Origin of the sequence: Devosia sp. Root413D1 (assembly GCF_001425235.1) — a bacterium.
In the GTDB taxonomy this organism is placed as follows: Bacteria; Pseudomonadota; Alphaproteobacteria; order Rhizobiales; family Devosiaceae; genus Devosia_A.
The window spans coordinates 249,826-263,867 of sequence record NZ_LMEA01000007.1 but is presented as its reverse complement, the minus strand read 5'-3'; the positions used below and the strand labels follow the sequence as shown (position 1 = coordinate 263,867).

At 64.8% G+C, this 14,042-nt stretch carries 18 protein-coding genes; 12 read left to right on the top strand and 6 right to left on the bottom strand.

Annotation, left to right across the window (positions count from 1 at the left end; translation table 11 throughout):
- Positions 1–10: 10 nt before the first annotated feature.
- Positions 11–508 carry a heme-degrading domain-containing protein gene (locus ASC89_RS06095; RefSeq protein ID WP_055995838.1) on the bottom strand — a complete coding sequence of 166 codons (498 nt, stop codon included), beginning with the start codon at positions 506–508 and terminating at the stop codon, positions 11–13.
- Between the two features lie 143 nt (positions 509–651).
- Between ASC89_RS06095 and ASC89_RS06090 the strand changes: the two genes are divergently transcribed.
- A complete protein-coding gene (locus ASC89_RS06090) occupies positions 652–1,398 on the top strand; it encodes a hypothetical protein (RefSeq protein WP_156384523.1) in 747 nt (248 codons plus the stop codon).
- A gap of 315 nt (positions 1,399–1,713) precedes the next feature.
- Here the strand turns inward: ASC89_RS06090 and ASC89_RS06085 are convergent, their stop codons facing one another.
- Positions 1,714–2,226, bottom strand: coding sequence for a heme-degrading domain-containing protein (locus tag ASC89_RS06085; RefSeq protein WP_055878381.1), 513 nt, complete (start codon positions 2,224–2,226; stop codon positions 1,714–1,716).
- A gap of 99 nt (positions 2,227–2,325) precedes the next feature.
- The gene (locus tag ASC89_RS06080) at positions 2,326–2,799 is read right to left on the bottom strand and encodes a GFA family protein (RefSeq protein ID WP_055995832.1); all 474 of its coding nucleotides are present in this window, start codon (positions 2,797–2,799) and stop codon (positions 2,326–2,328) included.
- A 101-nt stretch (positions 2,800–2,900) separates the two neighbouring features.
- On the opposite strand from ASC89_RS06080, the gene ASC89_RS28400 reads away from it, so the two are divergent.
- The 4 genes from ASC89_RS28400 (at position 2,901) to ASC89_RS06070 (ending at position 4,627) form a co-directional block, all read left to right on the top strand.
- Positions 2,901–3,047 carry a DUF1127 domain-containing protein gene (locus ASC89_RS28400; RefSeq protein ID WP_156384522.1) on the top strand — a complete coding sequence of 49 codons (147 nt, stop codon included), beginning with the start codon at positions 2,901–2,903 and terminating at the stop codon, positions 3,045–3,047.
- A gap of 90 nt (positions 3,048–3,137) precedes the next feature.
- The gene (locus ASC89_RS28085; protein ID WP_082528055.1) at positions 3,138–3,308 is read left to right on the top strand and encodes a DUF1127 domain-containing protein; all 171 of its coding nucleotides are present in this window, start codon (positions 3,138–3,140) and stop codon (positions 3,306–3,308) included.
- Between the two features lie 141 nt (positions 3,309–3,449).
- Entirely contained in the window at positions 3,450–3,932 is a 483-nt protein-coding gene (locus ASC89_RS06075) for a DUF1003 domain-containing protein (RefSeq protein WP_082533202.1), read from the top strand.
- 62 nt (positions 3,933–3,994) lie between these two features.
- Positions 3,995–4,627, top strand: coding sequence for a LysE family translocator (locus tag ASC89_RS06070; protein WP_055995829.1), 633 nt, complete (start codon positions 3,995–3,997; stop codon positions 4,625–4,627).
- Positions 4,628–4,958: 331 nt separating this feature from the next.
- On the opposite strand, the gene ilvC is transcribed toward ASC89_RS06070, so the two are convergent.
- Both ilvC and ASC89_RS06060 read right to left on the bottom strand, forming a co-directional pair.
- Positions 4,959–5,978, bottom strand: a complete 1,020-nt coding sequence (gene ilvC, locus ASC89_RS06065; protein WP_055995826.1) for a ketol-acid reductoisomerase — start codon at positions 5,976–5,978, stop codon at positions 4,959–4,961.
- A 45-nt stretch (positions 5,979–6,023) separates the two neighbouring features.
- Positions 6,024–6,662 (bottom strand): TetR/AcrR family transcriptional regulator C-terminal domain-containing protein, encoded by a 639-nt coding sequence (locus ASC89_RS06060; RefSeq protein ID WP_055879813.1) that lies wholly within the window; start codon positions 6,660–6,662, stop codon positions 6,024–6,026.
- Between the two features lie 232 nt (positions 6,663–6,894).
- Here ASC89_RS06060 and ASC89_RS06055 point away from each other — a divergent pair, with 232 nt between their 5' ends.
- The 3 genes from ASC89_RS06055 to ASC89_RS06045 all read left to right on the top strand — a co-directional run bounded on the left by ASC89_RS06055 (position 6,895) and on the right by ASC89_RS06045 (position 9,415).
- The gene (locus ASC89_RS06055) at positions 6,895–7,884 is read left to right on the top strand and encodes an aldo/keto reductase (RefSeq protein ID WP_055995823.1); all 990 of its coding nucleotides are present in this window, start codon (positions 6,895–6,897) and stop codon (positions 7,882–7,884) included.
- Between the two features lie 21 nt (positions 7,885–7,905).
- Positions 7,906–8,997 (top strand): fatty acid desaturase family protein, encoded by a 1,092-nt coding sequence (locus ASC89_RS06050; protein ID WP_055995819.1) that lies wholly within the window; start codon positions 7,906–7,908, stop codon positions 8,995–8,997.
- A gap of 181 nt (positions 8,998–9,178) precedes the next feature.
- Positions 9,179–9,415 (top strand): hypothetical protein, encoded by a 237-nt coding sequence (locus tag ASC89_RS06045; protein ID WP_156384520.1) that lies wholly within the window; start codon positions 9,179–9,181, stop codon positions 9,413–9,415.
- 303 nt (positions 9,416–9,718) lie between these two features.
- Here ASC89_RS06045 and ASC89_RS06040 read toward each other — a convergent pair whose 3' ends face one another.
- Entirely contained in the window at positions 9,719–10,315 is a 597-nt protein-coding gene (locus ASC89_RS06040; RefSeq protein WP_055878391.1) for an HdeD family acid-resistance protein, read from the bottom strand.
- 235 nt (positions 10,316–10,550) lie between these two features.
- Here ASC89_RS06040 and ASC89_RS06035 point away from each other — a divergent pair, with 235 nt between their 5' ends.
- From ASC89_RS06035 to ASC89_RS06020, 4 genes are all read left to right on the top strand, one after another.
- A complete protein-coding gene (locus ASC89_RS06035) occupies positions 10,551–11,225 on the top strand; it encodes a response regulator transcription factor (RefSeq protein ID WP_055995813.1) in 675 nt (224 codons plus the stop codon).
- A complete protein-coding gene (locus ASC89_RS06030) occupies positions 11,222–12,574 on the top strand; it encodes a HAMP domain-containing sensor histidine kinase (RefSeq protein ID WP_055995810.1) in 1,353 nt (450 codons plus the stop codon). The genes ASC89_RS06035 and ASC89_RS06030 overlap by 4 nt, the downstream gene beginning before the upstream one ends.
- 181 nt (positions 12,575–12,755) lie before the next feature.
- Positions 12,756–13,388, top strand: coding sequence for an outer membrane protein (locus ASC89_RS06025; RefSeq protein ID WP_055995807.1), 633 nt, complete (start codon positions 12,756–12,758; stop codon positions 13,386–13,388).
- 205 nt (positions 13,389–13,593) lie between these two features.
- On the top strand, positions 13,594–14,025 hold the full coding sequence (locus ASC89_RS06020) for a BA14K family protein (RefSeq protein WP_055878399.1): 432 nt from the start codon (positions 13,594–13,596) through the stop codon (positions 14,023–14,025).
- Positions 14,026–14,042: the final 17 nt, after the last annotated feature.

Below are 14,042 nucleotides of genomic sequence, written 5' to 3'. Positions count from 1 at the left end.
ACGCCTCCAACTAAAGCTTGGCGAGTGCGAAAGCCGCCTTGTCGAGCCCGAGTTCTTCGACCACGGCGTCCACGCCAACCTGGTGATCGTCGCGTTCGTGGAGGCCCGAAATGGTGACGCAGCCGATGGGGCCGAAGCCTTTCATGCGGATCGGGAAGGCGCCCCCGGCGAGGACAAAGTCAGCACCGTCGAGCGCCCGATTCGGCGCGAACAGCCGATCCTCGCGGTTCTGCTCCAGCGCCACGCGATAGCTCGACTTGAGCAGGCGCTGCACGGTGTTGATCTTGCGGCGCACCCAGTTCGGATTGTCGGCCGTGGTCCCGGGCATGGCGGCGTAGAACATCTGCCGGTCCCAGGTGCGGACGTCGACCACCAGCCCGAGCTTCTCGCGCAGGGCGCGCTCACGCACCCTTGCGCCGATCGAGAACGCTACGTTCTCGTTGAACTCGGTGAACTCGAGCCCCCGCTCCTGCTCGATGATTTTGGCGATGTCGTCTGCCGTAGCCATATCGTCCGCTCCCTGTGGTTGCGGGCGATATAGCCAACCGCATGGCACCGCGGCAAGCGCACCTCTTGTCGCCTTTGACCGCAGCCAGGCGGCGGCGTAATGATCTCTGAAATACCCGAAGACAGTTGTCGCAAAGGGGCGCGATGGACGGGCGGAGCAAACAGGCCGGATCTCGCGACGCTCTTGCCTCGGCAGGGCCCACGCTGGTCAGCATTTCAGTCATCACAGCATCGATAGCGATATGGGTCGCCAGCGCGGCCGTCGTTGCAGCGGGCGTAGGCCGGGAGCTTGCGGCTTATTCGTCGGGAACGCCCAGCAGCACTTATGGGCTGAAGATTCTGCGCCTCGATGCGGAGAATACGCTTCCGGTCTGGTACTCGTCGACGCAGTTGATCGCTTGTGCCCTGATGCTCTTCCTGCAGGCGCAGCAGGCCAGCGCTGAACGATCCAAGCAACGGGTCGGCTGGCTGTTGCTGGCCTTCGGCTTTGTCTACCTGTCGATGGACGAGACGGCGAGCATTCACGAGATCCTCATCGAAAAGGTGAAGCTCGTGTTTCACACCAGCGGAGTGTTCACCTTTGGGTGGGTCCTCGTGGCGATCCCCGCTGTGATCGTGGTCCTGCTTCTGCTCTGGCGGTTCATCCTGCGCCTGCCGCGGCGCACCCAACTGCTGTTTCTCGGGTCGGGTGCAATCTATGTCTTCGGGGCCGTTGGGCTGGAGATGCTTGGGGCTCCGATCTTTGAGGCGCAGGGTGTCGATGCCCCCTCTTACATCGCCTTCGTGGTGACCGAGGAAACCTTCGAAATCGTTGGCATCTCGCTATTCCTCACGGCGCTGCTGCTGCACGTGCATCGCGAACAGCAGAGCTGGCTCCTGCGAGTGCGCTAAGCGTCGCCGTGCTTCAGGCGCAGAGCGCTTGACGATCGGGTGCGTGACCGGAGGCAGCGATCGAAGCGACGTCTTTCGCGCGGATTGGCACCACGACAAGGACAGAGTCCGCATCGTCAAGTGCCGGATTCGGGGCCACCAGTCCGAGCTTCTCGCGGGGGACGCTCACGCACCCTTACGCCGATCGAGAACGCCGCGTTCTCGGTGAACTCGAGCCCGGTTCTTGCTCGATGATTCTGCGATGTCGTCTGTCGTAGCCATACGGTCGCTGTGGTTGCGGCGGCATGGCCAACGGCATCCCGGCAAGCCGGCCGGTCAGTCGGCTGTCGGTTCCTCGTGCGACAGCATGAGTGGCACTGGATCGATGCCGAGATGCCCTGCGATCGCGGTCACCACGAAGCCATGATCGTGCCTGCCGGGGACGCCCGACACGGTGATCGTTCCGACGACGCTTACCCCCTCGATGCGGATCGGGAACGAGCCGCCATGCGCCGCAATCTCGGTAGGGTCGACATTGTCATCGGGTGCGAAGCCGCGATTGTCGCGCTGCTGGCGCAGCGTCAGCGCGTAGGAAGCGCGGTTGAAGCGCCGAACGCAGTTACTCTTGCGCCGGACCCACTCGAAATTGTCCGGGCCGGTGACGGCCATCGCGTAGTAGTAGAGCGGCCGGTTCCAGAAGCGGATGTCGATCACCAGGGCCGCCTTTGCCGCCACCGCGAGCTCACGAATATCCTCGCCCAACTGCAGCGCCGTGGTCTCGTCGAACCGGCTGAACACCAGCTGCCGCTCCTGCTCGGCCACCAGCGCGATATCACTGTCGAAACTCATCATCCCCTCCAGGCGTTTCGTCCACCTACTAGCACGACACGGTGCGCCGCTCCCTCCGCCGGCGCGGCGATCTCTTCCGGCAAATTGCGGTGAACCGCATCAGGTCGTCGCCGCGCTCCAGGCTTCATAGAGCGGTTGGCGGTCGGGCGGCTGGCCAGGAAAATTGACCTGCGCCTCATCGATCACCGCCCATGGCAGGCGGCTGGCGGTCCAGATATTGCCGATGGGGACGGCCCAGCTCGGGTCGTCGAGCGTGCCCGGCTTGACCACGAAGATCGCCGGCGAGGCGAGCGGCTCGTTCCAGAGCTTGGTGCCGCAGCGGGCGCAGGCCAGCATGCGCACGGTCCTGCCGCTGTCGGCCGGCTTGTCGTAAGCAACGAGTTCGCCCCGCAGATGCTGCAGCCGTTCGCGGGCGATCGGCATCGACATCGAGTGCGTGGCGCCGCTCAGGCGCTGGCAATCGCGGCAGTGGCAGTTGTAGACGGCAAGCGGCGCGCCGGTGATGCGGTAGCGCACCGCGCCGCAGATGCAGCCTCCCTCGACCGGGAATGCCGGCAACGCGATCTCAGTCATTGGTCTCTCCCTGAACTCCTCGTTCAGAACCGGTTCAACCGGCCTCGGTCATTGAGCGCCCCAACGCCGGACGAGCCGGCTATCAAACCAAGGAATCGAACATGATCCCCGAACTGTTGCTGCTGTCCGACCACCTGCGTGCCCGTACGCCCAACCAGCAGATCGAAGACCGCCTGCTGGCCGATATCGGGCTGACGCGCGCAGAGCTCAGGAAGCAGAAGACCTGGTTCGGCCGCAAGCCCCGCTAAGGGCCAAACGGTTCATCAGGCATTCATCGATCCACGGGCATAAGCCCACTCCGCCGATCCCGGCACCACCCAAACTGACGAGATGACCAAATGGCTTTCAGCCTGACGTCCATGTTCCGTCGTGCAGAACGCAAGCGGGTCTTCACCGACCTGATGAAGTTCGACGACCATCTGCTGCGTGATATCGGCCTCACTCGTGGCGACCTCGCCGCGATGCGCGCCGGCCGCCACCACAGCACGCCTTCCCGCGGCCATGAGTGACCTCGCGGTAGGCGATATCCCAAGCTGAAGGGCCCCGAGATGATCGGGGCCCTTTTTGATTCGGGGCTCACCGGATCCGATCCCGCGCCGACCGCCAGACCTGATAGAACCGCCGCATGGCATGGCCAGCAAGAGGCGGCAATGAGCGAAACCAAACCCCACCACGACAACACCGAGACGGCGCGGCGATTCACGCTGCGACAGGCCAAGCCGATCAGCCTCCCCCGCACCTATGGCGAGTACCTCGCCGACCAGATCGCGGCGCTTGTCGGATCGTGGCGCTTCATCATCGTGCAATCGACGGTGCTGGTGCTGTGGATCGCGTTCAACGTCGTCGCCTGGGTGCAGCACTGGGACCCTTACCCCTTCATCCTGCTCAACCTGGTGCTGAGCTTCCAGGCCGCCTTCACCGCCCCGATCCTGATGATGGCGCAGAACCGCCAGTCCGACATCGACCGTCAGAAGGCGCAGCTCGATTACGATGTGAACCTGCGCGCCGAACTCGACATCGAGGCCCTGCACGAAAAGATCGACCTGCTCCGCCAGGAAGACATCACCCGGCTGGTCGGCCTGCTTGAAATGCTCACCCGCGAGCGCATCGAGAAGAGCGACAGCAAAACGTAGGCGTCACTGGCGGAAGTTCATGGCGCGTGGCATGCAGGTGTGCAGCCAACCGGGGATCCGCCGTGCCCGCGCTCACCACCCTTCTCGCCTTCGCCGGCGTCGCCTTCGCTATGGTGATCGCCCCCGGCCCCAACATGGCCTATCTGGTCTCCCGCTCGATTGCGCAGGGTCGTGCCGCCGGGCTGATCTCGCTGCTCGGGGTTGCCACCGGCTTTATCGTCTACATGCTGGCGGCGGCGCTCGGCCTCACCGCGCTGTTGTTCGCGGTGCCCTTCGCCTATGACGCGATCCGCATCGCCGGAGCGCTCTACCTCGGCTGGCTGGCCTGGAATGCGCTGCGCCCCGGCGGCCATTCGCCGTTCGAACTCAGGACGCTGGCGCCGGATTCGCCGAAACGACTCTATGCGATGGGCCTGTTCACCAGCCTGTTGAACCCCAAGGTCGCGGCGCTTTATCTGTCGCTGCTGCCACAGTTCATCGACAAGTCGGCCGGCAATGTGCTCGGCCAGACCTTGGTGCTTGGCGCCACGCAGATTGCCGTGAGCATGACAGTCAATGCCATCCTCATCATCACGGCGGGGACGGTGGCACTGTTCCTCACCGGTCGACCGTTCTGGGCCCGGCTGCAGCGCTGGCTGATGGGCACGGTGCTCGGCTTCCTCGCCATTAGGATGGCCACGGACACCAGCCGGTAGATCCAATAGGGCCGCATCGCGCTAACGCGGTGGGCCAACCGTTTCGCCTACCCACCGGATGTCATCCCAGCGAAAGCTGGGACCCATTTTCTCCGCTGGCACGGGCTGTGAGTTGGGTCCCAGCTTTCGCTGGGATGACATCGAGTCGTTGGAGCAACCTGTGCTCCCCGACGTTGATGACCAGAAACGACAAAGGGGCCCGGAGGCCCCTCTGCGCATACATCCTGCGAAGGATCTTTGGATTAGTTCTTGGCCTTGTCGACCAGCGCGCCGGCCTTGATCACGGCGGCGCGCCAGCGCGCATCAGATCAAGCGTGGAGCAAGGCCCCGCTTAGTTCTTGGCCTTGTCCACGAGGGCGCCGGCCTTGATCCACGGCATCATGCCGCGGAGCTTCTCGCCGACTTCCTCGATCTGGTGCTCGTCGGCGAGGCGACGGGTCGCCTTGAAGCGCGAGGCGCCGCCCTTGTATTCCTGCATCCACTCGGAGGTGAACTTGCCGGACTGAATGTCCTTGAGCACCCGCTTCATCTCGGCCTTGGTCTCCGAGGTGATGATGCGCGGGCCCGAGACATACTCGCCCCATTCTGCAGTGTTCGAGATCGAGTAGTTCATGTTGGCGATGCCGCCCTGGTAGATCAGGTCGACGATCAGCTTCACTTCGTGCAGGCACTCGAAATAGGCCATTTCCGGAGCGTAGCCGGCTTCCACCAGCGTCTCGAAGCCGGCGCGGATGAGCTCGACCAGGCCGCCGCAGAGCACCACCTGCTCACCGAACAGATCGGTCTCGCATTCCTCGCGGAAGTTGGTTTCGATGACGCCCGAGCGGCCGCCGCCGACGCCCGAGGCGTAAGCCAGGGCGATGTCGTGGGCATTGCCCGAGGCGTCCTGATGGACGGCGATCAGGCACGGCACGCCGCCGCCCTTCTGGTATTCGCCACGCACGGTGTGGCCCGGGCCCTTCGGCGCGATCATGATCACGTCGACGGTCGCCTTGGGCTCGATCAGGTTGAAGTGCACATTGAGGCCGTGCGCGAAGGCGATGGCGGCGCCGTCACGAATATTGGGCTCGATGTCCTTCTTGTAGATGTCGGCCTGTAGCTCGTCGGGGGTCAGCATCATGATGACGTCGGCCCACTTGGCGGCATCGGCGACGGACATCACCTTGAGGCCTTCGCCCTCGGCCTTCTTGGCCGACGGCGAGCCCGGACGCAGCGCCACCACGATGTCCTTCACGCCGGAATCGCGGAGGTTCAGCGTGTGCGCATGACCCTGCGAGCCGTAGCCGACGATCGCGACCTTCTTCCCTTTGATGATGTTGAGATCGGCATCCCGATCATAATAAACGCGCATGGAAGTCTCCTCTTGGTGCGTTGGGCCGGTGCGGCCGATTTGAACTCAGGCGGCCGGGTGGACCGCGTAGATGGCAAGAAACTGTTCCGTCGCCCGGGCCGCGTCGCGCGCGATCTCGGCTTCGGCAGGAGTGAAGGTTTCGCCGAGCAGCAGGCGGATCTGCGCGTCGCGCACGACAAGGCCGAAGAAGCTGCGATAGGCTTCCTCGGAGCTGTCGAAGCGCAACAGCCGCGCCTCCCTGCCCGCTTCCAGCACCGGCTTCAGGCGCTTGCGGATAGCGAGCGGACCGTTCTCGAGGACGATGGCCCCGAGCCCATGCTTTTCGGCGCCGGCATGGCCGATGGCGAGACGGTTGAGCGTCACCGAGACATCGCCGACGATAGTGCCCAGCAGGTCTCGAGCGAACTGCTCGATGCTCTGGCGCAGTGAGGCGGAATCGAGCCGCCAGCGATCGACCTGCGGCGCCTTCACCTTGGCGGCCTGCCACTGCACCGTCGCGGTGAGCAGCCCGTCGCGGTCGCCGAACCACTTGTAGAGCGTTTCCTTGGAGCACGAGGCGCGGCGCGCCACCGAGGTCATGGTCAGCCGATCGCCCTGCTCGACGAGCAGATCCAGCGCCGCCGTCAGCACCTGCTGCTGGCGCGGCGTGAACACCTCTTCGCTATTGGCAACGGCAGACGCCACGACGACACCCAAGGCCCCGCGAGGTGACGATCCGCACCCTGCGAACCGGACACCTCGACATCAATGGCGTGAACCGTACCGTACGTTACGGTTCGGCGCAAGGGGGATGTCGGGATGCGATATGCTGGACGTCTGCCCGCCGGGTCGCGAGCGGGGCATTGGTCGCAAGGCTGGGTTGTCCGATCCGGGAGGAGATGCTGGTATGGCAGTTACCGATGGAGGACAAACAAACATGAAAACGTCGCTGCCCACCCGCGCTTTCGGCAAGACCGGCATGGAGATCACCCGCCTTGGCGTCGGCGCCTGGGCGATGGGCGGCAATATGTGGGGCCCGCAGGATGACGCTGATTCCGACGCTGCCATCCGCCACGCCATCGACCTGGGCATCAACTGGATCGATACTGCTGCGGCCTACGGCGTCGGCCATTCCGAGGAGGTGATCGGCCAGACGCTGAAAGCGCTGCCGACCGATCGGCGGCCGTTCGTCTTCACCAAAGGCGGGGTGATCCGAGACGCCAACGGGCAGAACCCGCGCCGCCTCGCCAACAAGGCGAGCCTCCGCAACGAACTCGAGAACTCGCTCAAACGCCTGCAGGTCGAGGCCATCGATCTCTACCAGGTGCACTGGCCGGCCGACGACGTGCCGCTCGAGGACTATTGGGCGACGATGCTCGAGCTGAAGTCCGAGGGCAAGGTTCGGCATATCGGGCTCTCGAACCACAATGCCGAGCAACTGGCGCGAGCCGAAGCGATGGGGCATGTGGAAACGCTGCAGCCGCCGTTCTCGATGATCAAGCGGGAGACCGCGGAGGCGATCCTGCCGTGGTGCGCGGCGCATGGCACCGGCGTCATCTGCTACAGCCCGATGCAGGCGGGCCTGCTCACCGGCAGCTTCACCCAGGAGCGCGCCGCGACCCTGGCCGACAACGACTGGCGGAAGACCAACCCGGAGTTCACCGGCGAGCGGCTCGACCGCAATCTTGCCCTCGCGGCGGCATTGAAGCCGGTTGCCGACAAGCACAGCACTTCGATCTCAACCATCGCCCTCACCTGGGTGCTAGCCTGGCCAGGGCTGAGCGCCGCGATTGTCGGCGCCCGATCACCGGCCCAGGTCGATGGCTGGATCGATGCAACGACCATCGAACTCGACGACGCCGACCTCGACAGCATCGCCGCCACCATTGGCGCCACTGGCGCTGGGCAGGGTCCTGTCAGGCCGTAAGGACACGTTGGAGGGGGGCCGATGATCACGAAGCGCGACTACAGTATCACCGGGCCCGAGGCGCAGCGCGCCATCGAGCGCGGCCTCGCGGCAGCCGAGTGGTATCACACTGAGGTGCCACGCGCCGTCATGAAAGAACTGATGCAACGCTCCGATGGCCCGGCGATACGCGACAACCTGATCTGGCTTGGCCTGCTGCTGGTCACCGGCATTGGCGGCATCGCGTTCTGGGGCACCTGGTGGTGCGTGCCGTGCTTCTTGGTTTATGGCGTGCTCTATGGTTCGGCGAGCGACAGCCGCTGGCATGAATGCGGGCACGGCACGGCGTTCAAGACAGCGTGGATGAACAAGGTGATCTACCAGATCGCCTGCTTCATGCTGATCCGTAACCCGACGATCTGGAAATGGAGCCACGCTCGCCACCACGCCGACACCATCATCGTCGGCCGCGACGTCGAGATCGCGGTGATGCGACCGCCGGTGCTGGCCCGGGTGATCCTGAGTTTCGTCGGCATTGTCGATGTCTGGTACGCGCTGGGCGACATGGTGCGGAACGCTGCCGGCGACGTGAGCGACGCCGAGAAGAGCTTCATTCCCAAGGGCGAGTGGCCCAAGGTGGTTCGGGTGGCGCGGATCTGGGTGGTGATCTACGCAGCGACCGGCATCACCGCGATCGCCATGCAGTCGATCCTGCCGTTCATGCTGGTCGGGCTACCCCGCCTCTACGGCTGCTGGCACATGGTGATGGTGGGGCTGTTGCAGCATGGCGCGCTGGCCGAGGACGTCACCGACCATCGGCTGAACACCAGGACCGTGCTGATGAACCCGATCAGCCGCTTCCTCTATTCGGACATGAACTATCACGTCGAACACCACATGTTCCCGGTGGTGCCCTACCACGCGCTCGAGAGGCTGCACGAGGCCATCAAGCACGACCTGCCCCCGCCTACCCCGTCAATCCTTGCGGGCTATCGGGAGATGATCCCGATCTGGCTGCGTCAGCTCAAGGGCGAAGATGTCTTCCTGCGCAAGGACCTCCCGCCGTCCGCCAAGCCCTATCGCGAGGACCTGCAGGTCGAGGCGCCGATGAGTGGAACCGGCGCGGCCGAATAGGCGCGGTTTGTCTGCTGTGGCGCGGATGCATCAGCAACTGCCGAAGCGGCTTTGTCGCTATTCTTAGCGATTTACAGCACACGAGGACGTCGGCGCCTACACTGTCACCAATCCGCGCGGCGACATCGTCAACGTCGATGGGTTCTCGACCTCGACGCTGGAGCTGGGCGGCGCATTGACGGTGGCACGAACCTTCGCGTTCGGCGACGGGCTCGACCTGACGCCGTCGCTCGGTGTCCGCGCCGGCCTGGGCGGGACCGGCGAGGAGATCGTGGTCGACAACACTTATGCCGGTGTTACCGGCGGCGTGACGCTCACGGGACCTGGCTGGGCGCTGCGAGCGCTGGCCGACTATGGAATCGATACGACGGGCCTGGCGACGGCGTCGGTTCGCGGCAGCATGACAGGGCGATTCTAGCGGCTTGGGGTGCGCTCAAACGCCCGTACAGCAGCGTTTCCAGCCTTGTCAGCGAAATTGCAGGAACCTTCCGCTATCAGGCCGCCGCCCTGATCTTGCGTCCACACACTGACGGGGTTGGCGGGCGTTTCGGCGACAGCCCGAGATGCCCGCCATCTTGTCGGGGCGGCGCATTCGACCGCATCGCACAAGAAAATGCCCCGGTCCACAAGTGGAGCCGGGGCATTGATCAGAGGGCTTCGCGTTCTTGCGGGCGCTTTCACCTTGCCCTTTGAACGTAGCTCGCGCCGCTTGGTTCCCGGTTCAGGCTGGCCGTTTGAACTTCCGCACCCGGAAGGCCAGCATGATCAGCAACACGCCCGCAAAGATTGCATAGCCGGCGATGGTCCAGATCAGCGACAGCGCCCCTGCCCCCGGTTGGAACAGCAGCAGCAGGCCGAACAGGATGCTGAGCGCGCCGAACAGGCCGAGCACCCACTCGCCCTCGATCTCCTTGCGGGCCTGGATGGCGCCCCAGATGGTCAGCACACCAATGATGATCGCCCAGATGCCGATGAAGATGACGAGGATGAACGCGGTCATCCCGGGCCAGAAGAAGGCAGCAAGACCGGCGAGGACGCTGACGACGCCGCTGATCGCCATCCACCAGCGCGGCCCCATGGCGGGGGAGTTGGCGCGGCCGGAGATCGCGGCCCACAGGGCGAAGACGCCGTCGATGAGGGTGTAGGCGCCCCATAGCAGGGTCAGCGAGATGAGCGTGATGGCGGGCCAGAAGATGGCCAGCACGCCGAAGGCGATGGCGGCGATGCCGCGCAGCAGCAGCAGCCACCAGTTGTCGCCAAGCATGGCGCGGAGTCCGGCGGGAAAATCGGAAGGCGTAGAAGTCTCTGTCTCGGCCATCATGCTTCTCCACTGTTTCGCGGGAAAGCTCCGGAACTTCCGAGAGCCCCATTGCGACAATACCAGAGTCTGCGGTCGCCGAAAAAGCCAAACACCGCCTGAAATGGCTCGAATATCTAACGGGTTAGTTAGCCCTCAGGCGGCTGATCGGCCGCGCTCGGACCCGAGGTTGCCGGGGCGCAATCCTGGCGCAATGCATGCTGCATATGGCAGATCGTGGCGCGGGGATTCCTGAATGCGATTGCTACTTGTCGAAGATGAGCCGGAGATGGCCACGGCGCTGAGCGCCGTGCTGGCGCGCTATGACATGGTCGTCGACCACGCGCGCACCAAGCTCATCGCCGAAGAGGCAATCCTCAGCCACACGCATGACGCGGTGCTGCTCGACCGCAAGTTGCCGGACGGCGATGGCATCGACCTGGTGCCGCTGCTGCGCAAGCGCCACGCCGGGGTGCCGGTGATCATCATCTCGGCCCGTGGCTCGATTGCCGACAAGATCGAGGGGCTCGACACCGGCGCCGACGACTATCTGCCAAAACCCTTTGCGGTAGAGGAACTGCTGGCGCGGCTGCGCGCCGTGCTGCGGCGGCCGATGCAGGTGGCGCCGGAATCGGTGCAACTGGGTGCGCTGTCGTTCGATCTAGACAGCCGCGAGGCGCGGATCGGCGAGAGCACCATCGAGCTGCCGCGGCGCGAACTGCTGGTGCTCGAATGCCTGCTGCGACGCGCCGGGCGCACGGTGCTGCGCACCTCGCTTGAAGACGCGGTCTATGGCTATGGCGACGAGATCCAGTCGAACTCGCTCGATGCCCATATCTCGCGGCTCAGGCGCAAGCTCGCGGACGCCAAGGCGGGAGTCGAAATCCACGGCATCCGCGGCGTCGGTTACCTGATCAAGGCAGCAGCATGAAGTTCTGGCGTCCCCACTCACTGCGCCGACGCCTCGCCTGGCGCCTGGTGCTGCTGCAAGCCATCACACTGTCACTGGCATCGGCCATTTTGACCATTCTGATCCTGCAGCTCAATCCGGGCGAGCAGTTAGTCGACAGCTCGCTGGCGGAAGCGATCGCGGCGGCCATGCAGCGAGGGCCGGATGGCGAACTGGTGCTTGGTCCCAATGCCGAGCTCGAGCGCTATCGCGCCGAGTCCCCCACGGTCTGGATGATCGTGACGGACGACCAGGGGCACGCATTCGAGGATGGTCCGGTGCCGTCCGCCTATAGCGAGATGGCGTCGAGCCTGAACCGGTTGTGGTTCGTCGATATTCGCGACTCCGGCGGCAAGAATGACCTGGCCGCCGCATTCCACAGCGACGAGACGCCGATCGGAAAGCTCTATGTGCTGGCCGGTGGTGGCGCCTTTGTCAGCACCATCTTTGCGGCGATCCTGGTCGGCAACATATTCATCCTGCCGTTGCTGCTGATGCTGATCATCGCGACGGTGATCGCCATCCCGTTGATCGTTCGCAAGGTGATGCGCGGGCTGGACGCGGCCGAGGAACAGGCCCGCAGTATCAACTTCGACAAGCACGGCACACGCCTGCCGCTCGACAAGGTACCCTACGAGGTCCGCGGCCTGGTGACGGCGGTGAATGAGGCCCTGACTCGCCTCGACGAAGGCTATGAGCGCCATCGCCGCTTCCTCGCCGACGCGGCGCATGAGCTGAAGACGCCGATCGCTATCCTCCAGACCCGGGTGGAGAATCTCGACACCGGCCCGGAGCGGACCCGGTTGCTCACCGACACGGCGAGACTGGCGGCCATGGCCGAACAGTTGCTCGACCTGCAGCGGCTGGCGCAATCGCAGATCGACTTCCAGCCGATCGACCTGGTGCCGCTGGCCGAGCGCGTGGTCGCCGATCATGCGCCGCTTGCCATCTCCGCCGGGTACGACATCTCGCTCAGGGCGCCCGACCCTTCCGCCTGGGTGCTGGGCGATCGCGGCGCCATCGAGCGGTTGCTGGCGAATTTGACGCAGAATGCGGTGGTGCATGGCGGCAATAACGGCACCATAGAGATCGAGATCGCCGGCAACGGCACTTTCGAGGTGCATGACAGCGGCCCGGGCATTGCGCCGGAACATCGCGAGAAGATCTTCGAGCCGTTCTACCGCATCCGCCCACTCGACCGCGGTGCCGGGCTCGGGCTGAACCTGGTGCGCGAAGTGGTGCGCCAGCATGGCGGCAATATCTCGGTGCTGCCGAGCCATCTCGGCGGGGTCTGCTTCCGCGTCGAACTGCCCGTGGCAACCACGCCATAGCGATTTCGGCGCCGCGCAATGCTCGCGCAATCCCGACAGTGAAAATGGCGAACGCGGTCAGTGAATGACCGCGAGGTCACCGAATGACCTCTGCAGTCCGGTTGCAAGGTGCATGCCGGCCATCCTCACTTGCCCGGCGGCCACCTCCCTGGTCGCGGGGCCCGTTGTTCGCGGAGTTCCCATGTTCTCGAAGTTTTCTACCCCTGGCTTCGTTGCCGTCCTGCTGCTCGGCGTCCTGCCGGCGACCGCGGCCGACCCGCAGGACAGCCGCTGGAGCGAGCCCTACGCGCCGGCACCCGCCTCGGAATGGACCGGCTTTTACGCCGGTATCCATGGCGGCCTCGCGCCCAAAGCATCCGACTTCAACATCTTCAAGGACTCGAGCCTGCTGGGCGGCGTGCAGGCCGGCTACACCATGCAGCTTGGCCCGGCGGTGATCGGCGCCGAACTCGAGGGCACCTATGCCCGTGGCATCGTCCATGGCGTTGGCAGCGGCGAGCTCGAGCAGAACTGGAGCGGCGCCGCCAAGGTTCGCGGTGGTCTCGCCCTTGGCGGCACGCTGGTCTACGGCACCGCCGGCTATGGGGTGGCGCGGCTCGATGCCGGCAACAACGTCATCTCCGACGACAAGTGGGTCGGTGGCATGCTGTGGGGCGCCGGGCTCGAGCAGAGCTTTGGCAACGGCCTGTCGGCGCGGGTCGAATACACCCAGACGCGCTTCAACGACGTCGACTCGACCCTTACCGGCAACATCCACCGCAGCGACGACCTGACCAATCATGCGGTCAAGGCGGGGCTCAACTTCCGCTTCTGACGAGATCGCATCGGGATCGACGGATCTGTCACCCGTTCCGTCGGTCCCGAGGGCGGCCCGCGGCCACCCGGGCCGCCCATTCCCATCCCCCGAGAGCGGTTCGCCGTTCCATTGAACGGCGAACCGCTCCAGGTCCCTGCTTTTGTCGCACTTTCGAACCGGAAAAGTCTGCACCTTCTTCTGAAAGCCCTCCGAGGAACCCAAAATGGCTCTCGCCAGAACCCTGACTGCCGTCATGATGGCGGCCTCATTTGCCCTGCCCGCGATTTCGCCCGCCCTGGCGCAGTCGCCGGCCGGCAACCGCATTCACGTCGCCCAGAGCGAGGACCAGCGCTGGGCCGACTGCAGCCAGTTTCTCGACCGCCGCGAACGCGAGCGGTGCGAGAAGGACCGCTGGGGCCGCCCCAGCAAAAAGAACAATGACGATGACATCGGCGCGGCGATCGGCGCTGGCATTATCGGCCTGACCATTGGCGCCATCATCGCCGGCTCCGCCGAAAAGGAACGCAGCAGGCGCGATCGCTATGACGCCGAGTACGAGCGCTGGCTCGATTACTGCAGCCGCAAGTACCGCAGCTTCGATCCGGAAACCGGTACTTATCGGGCCAGCAACGGACGTCGCTACGTTTGCCGGTGACCGACGTCCAGCCGGTC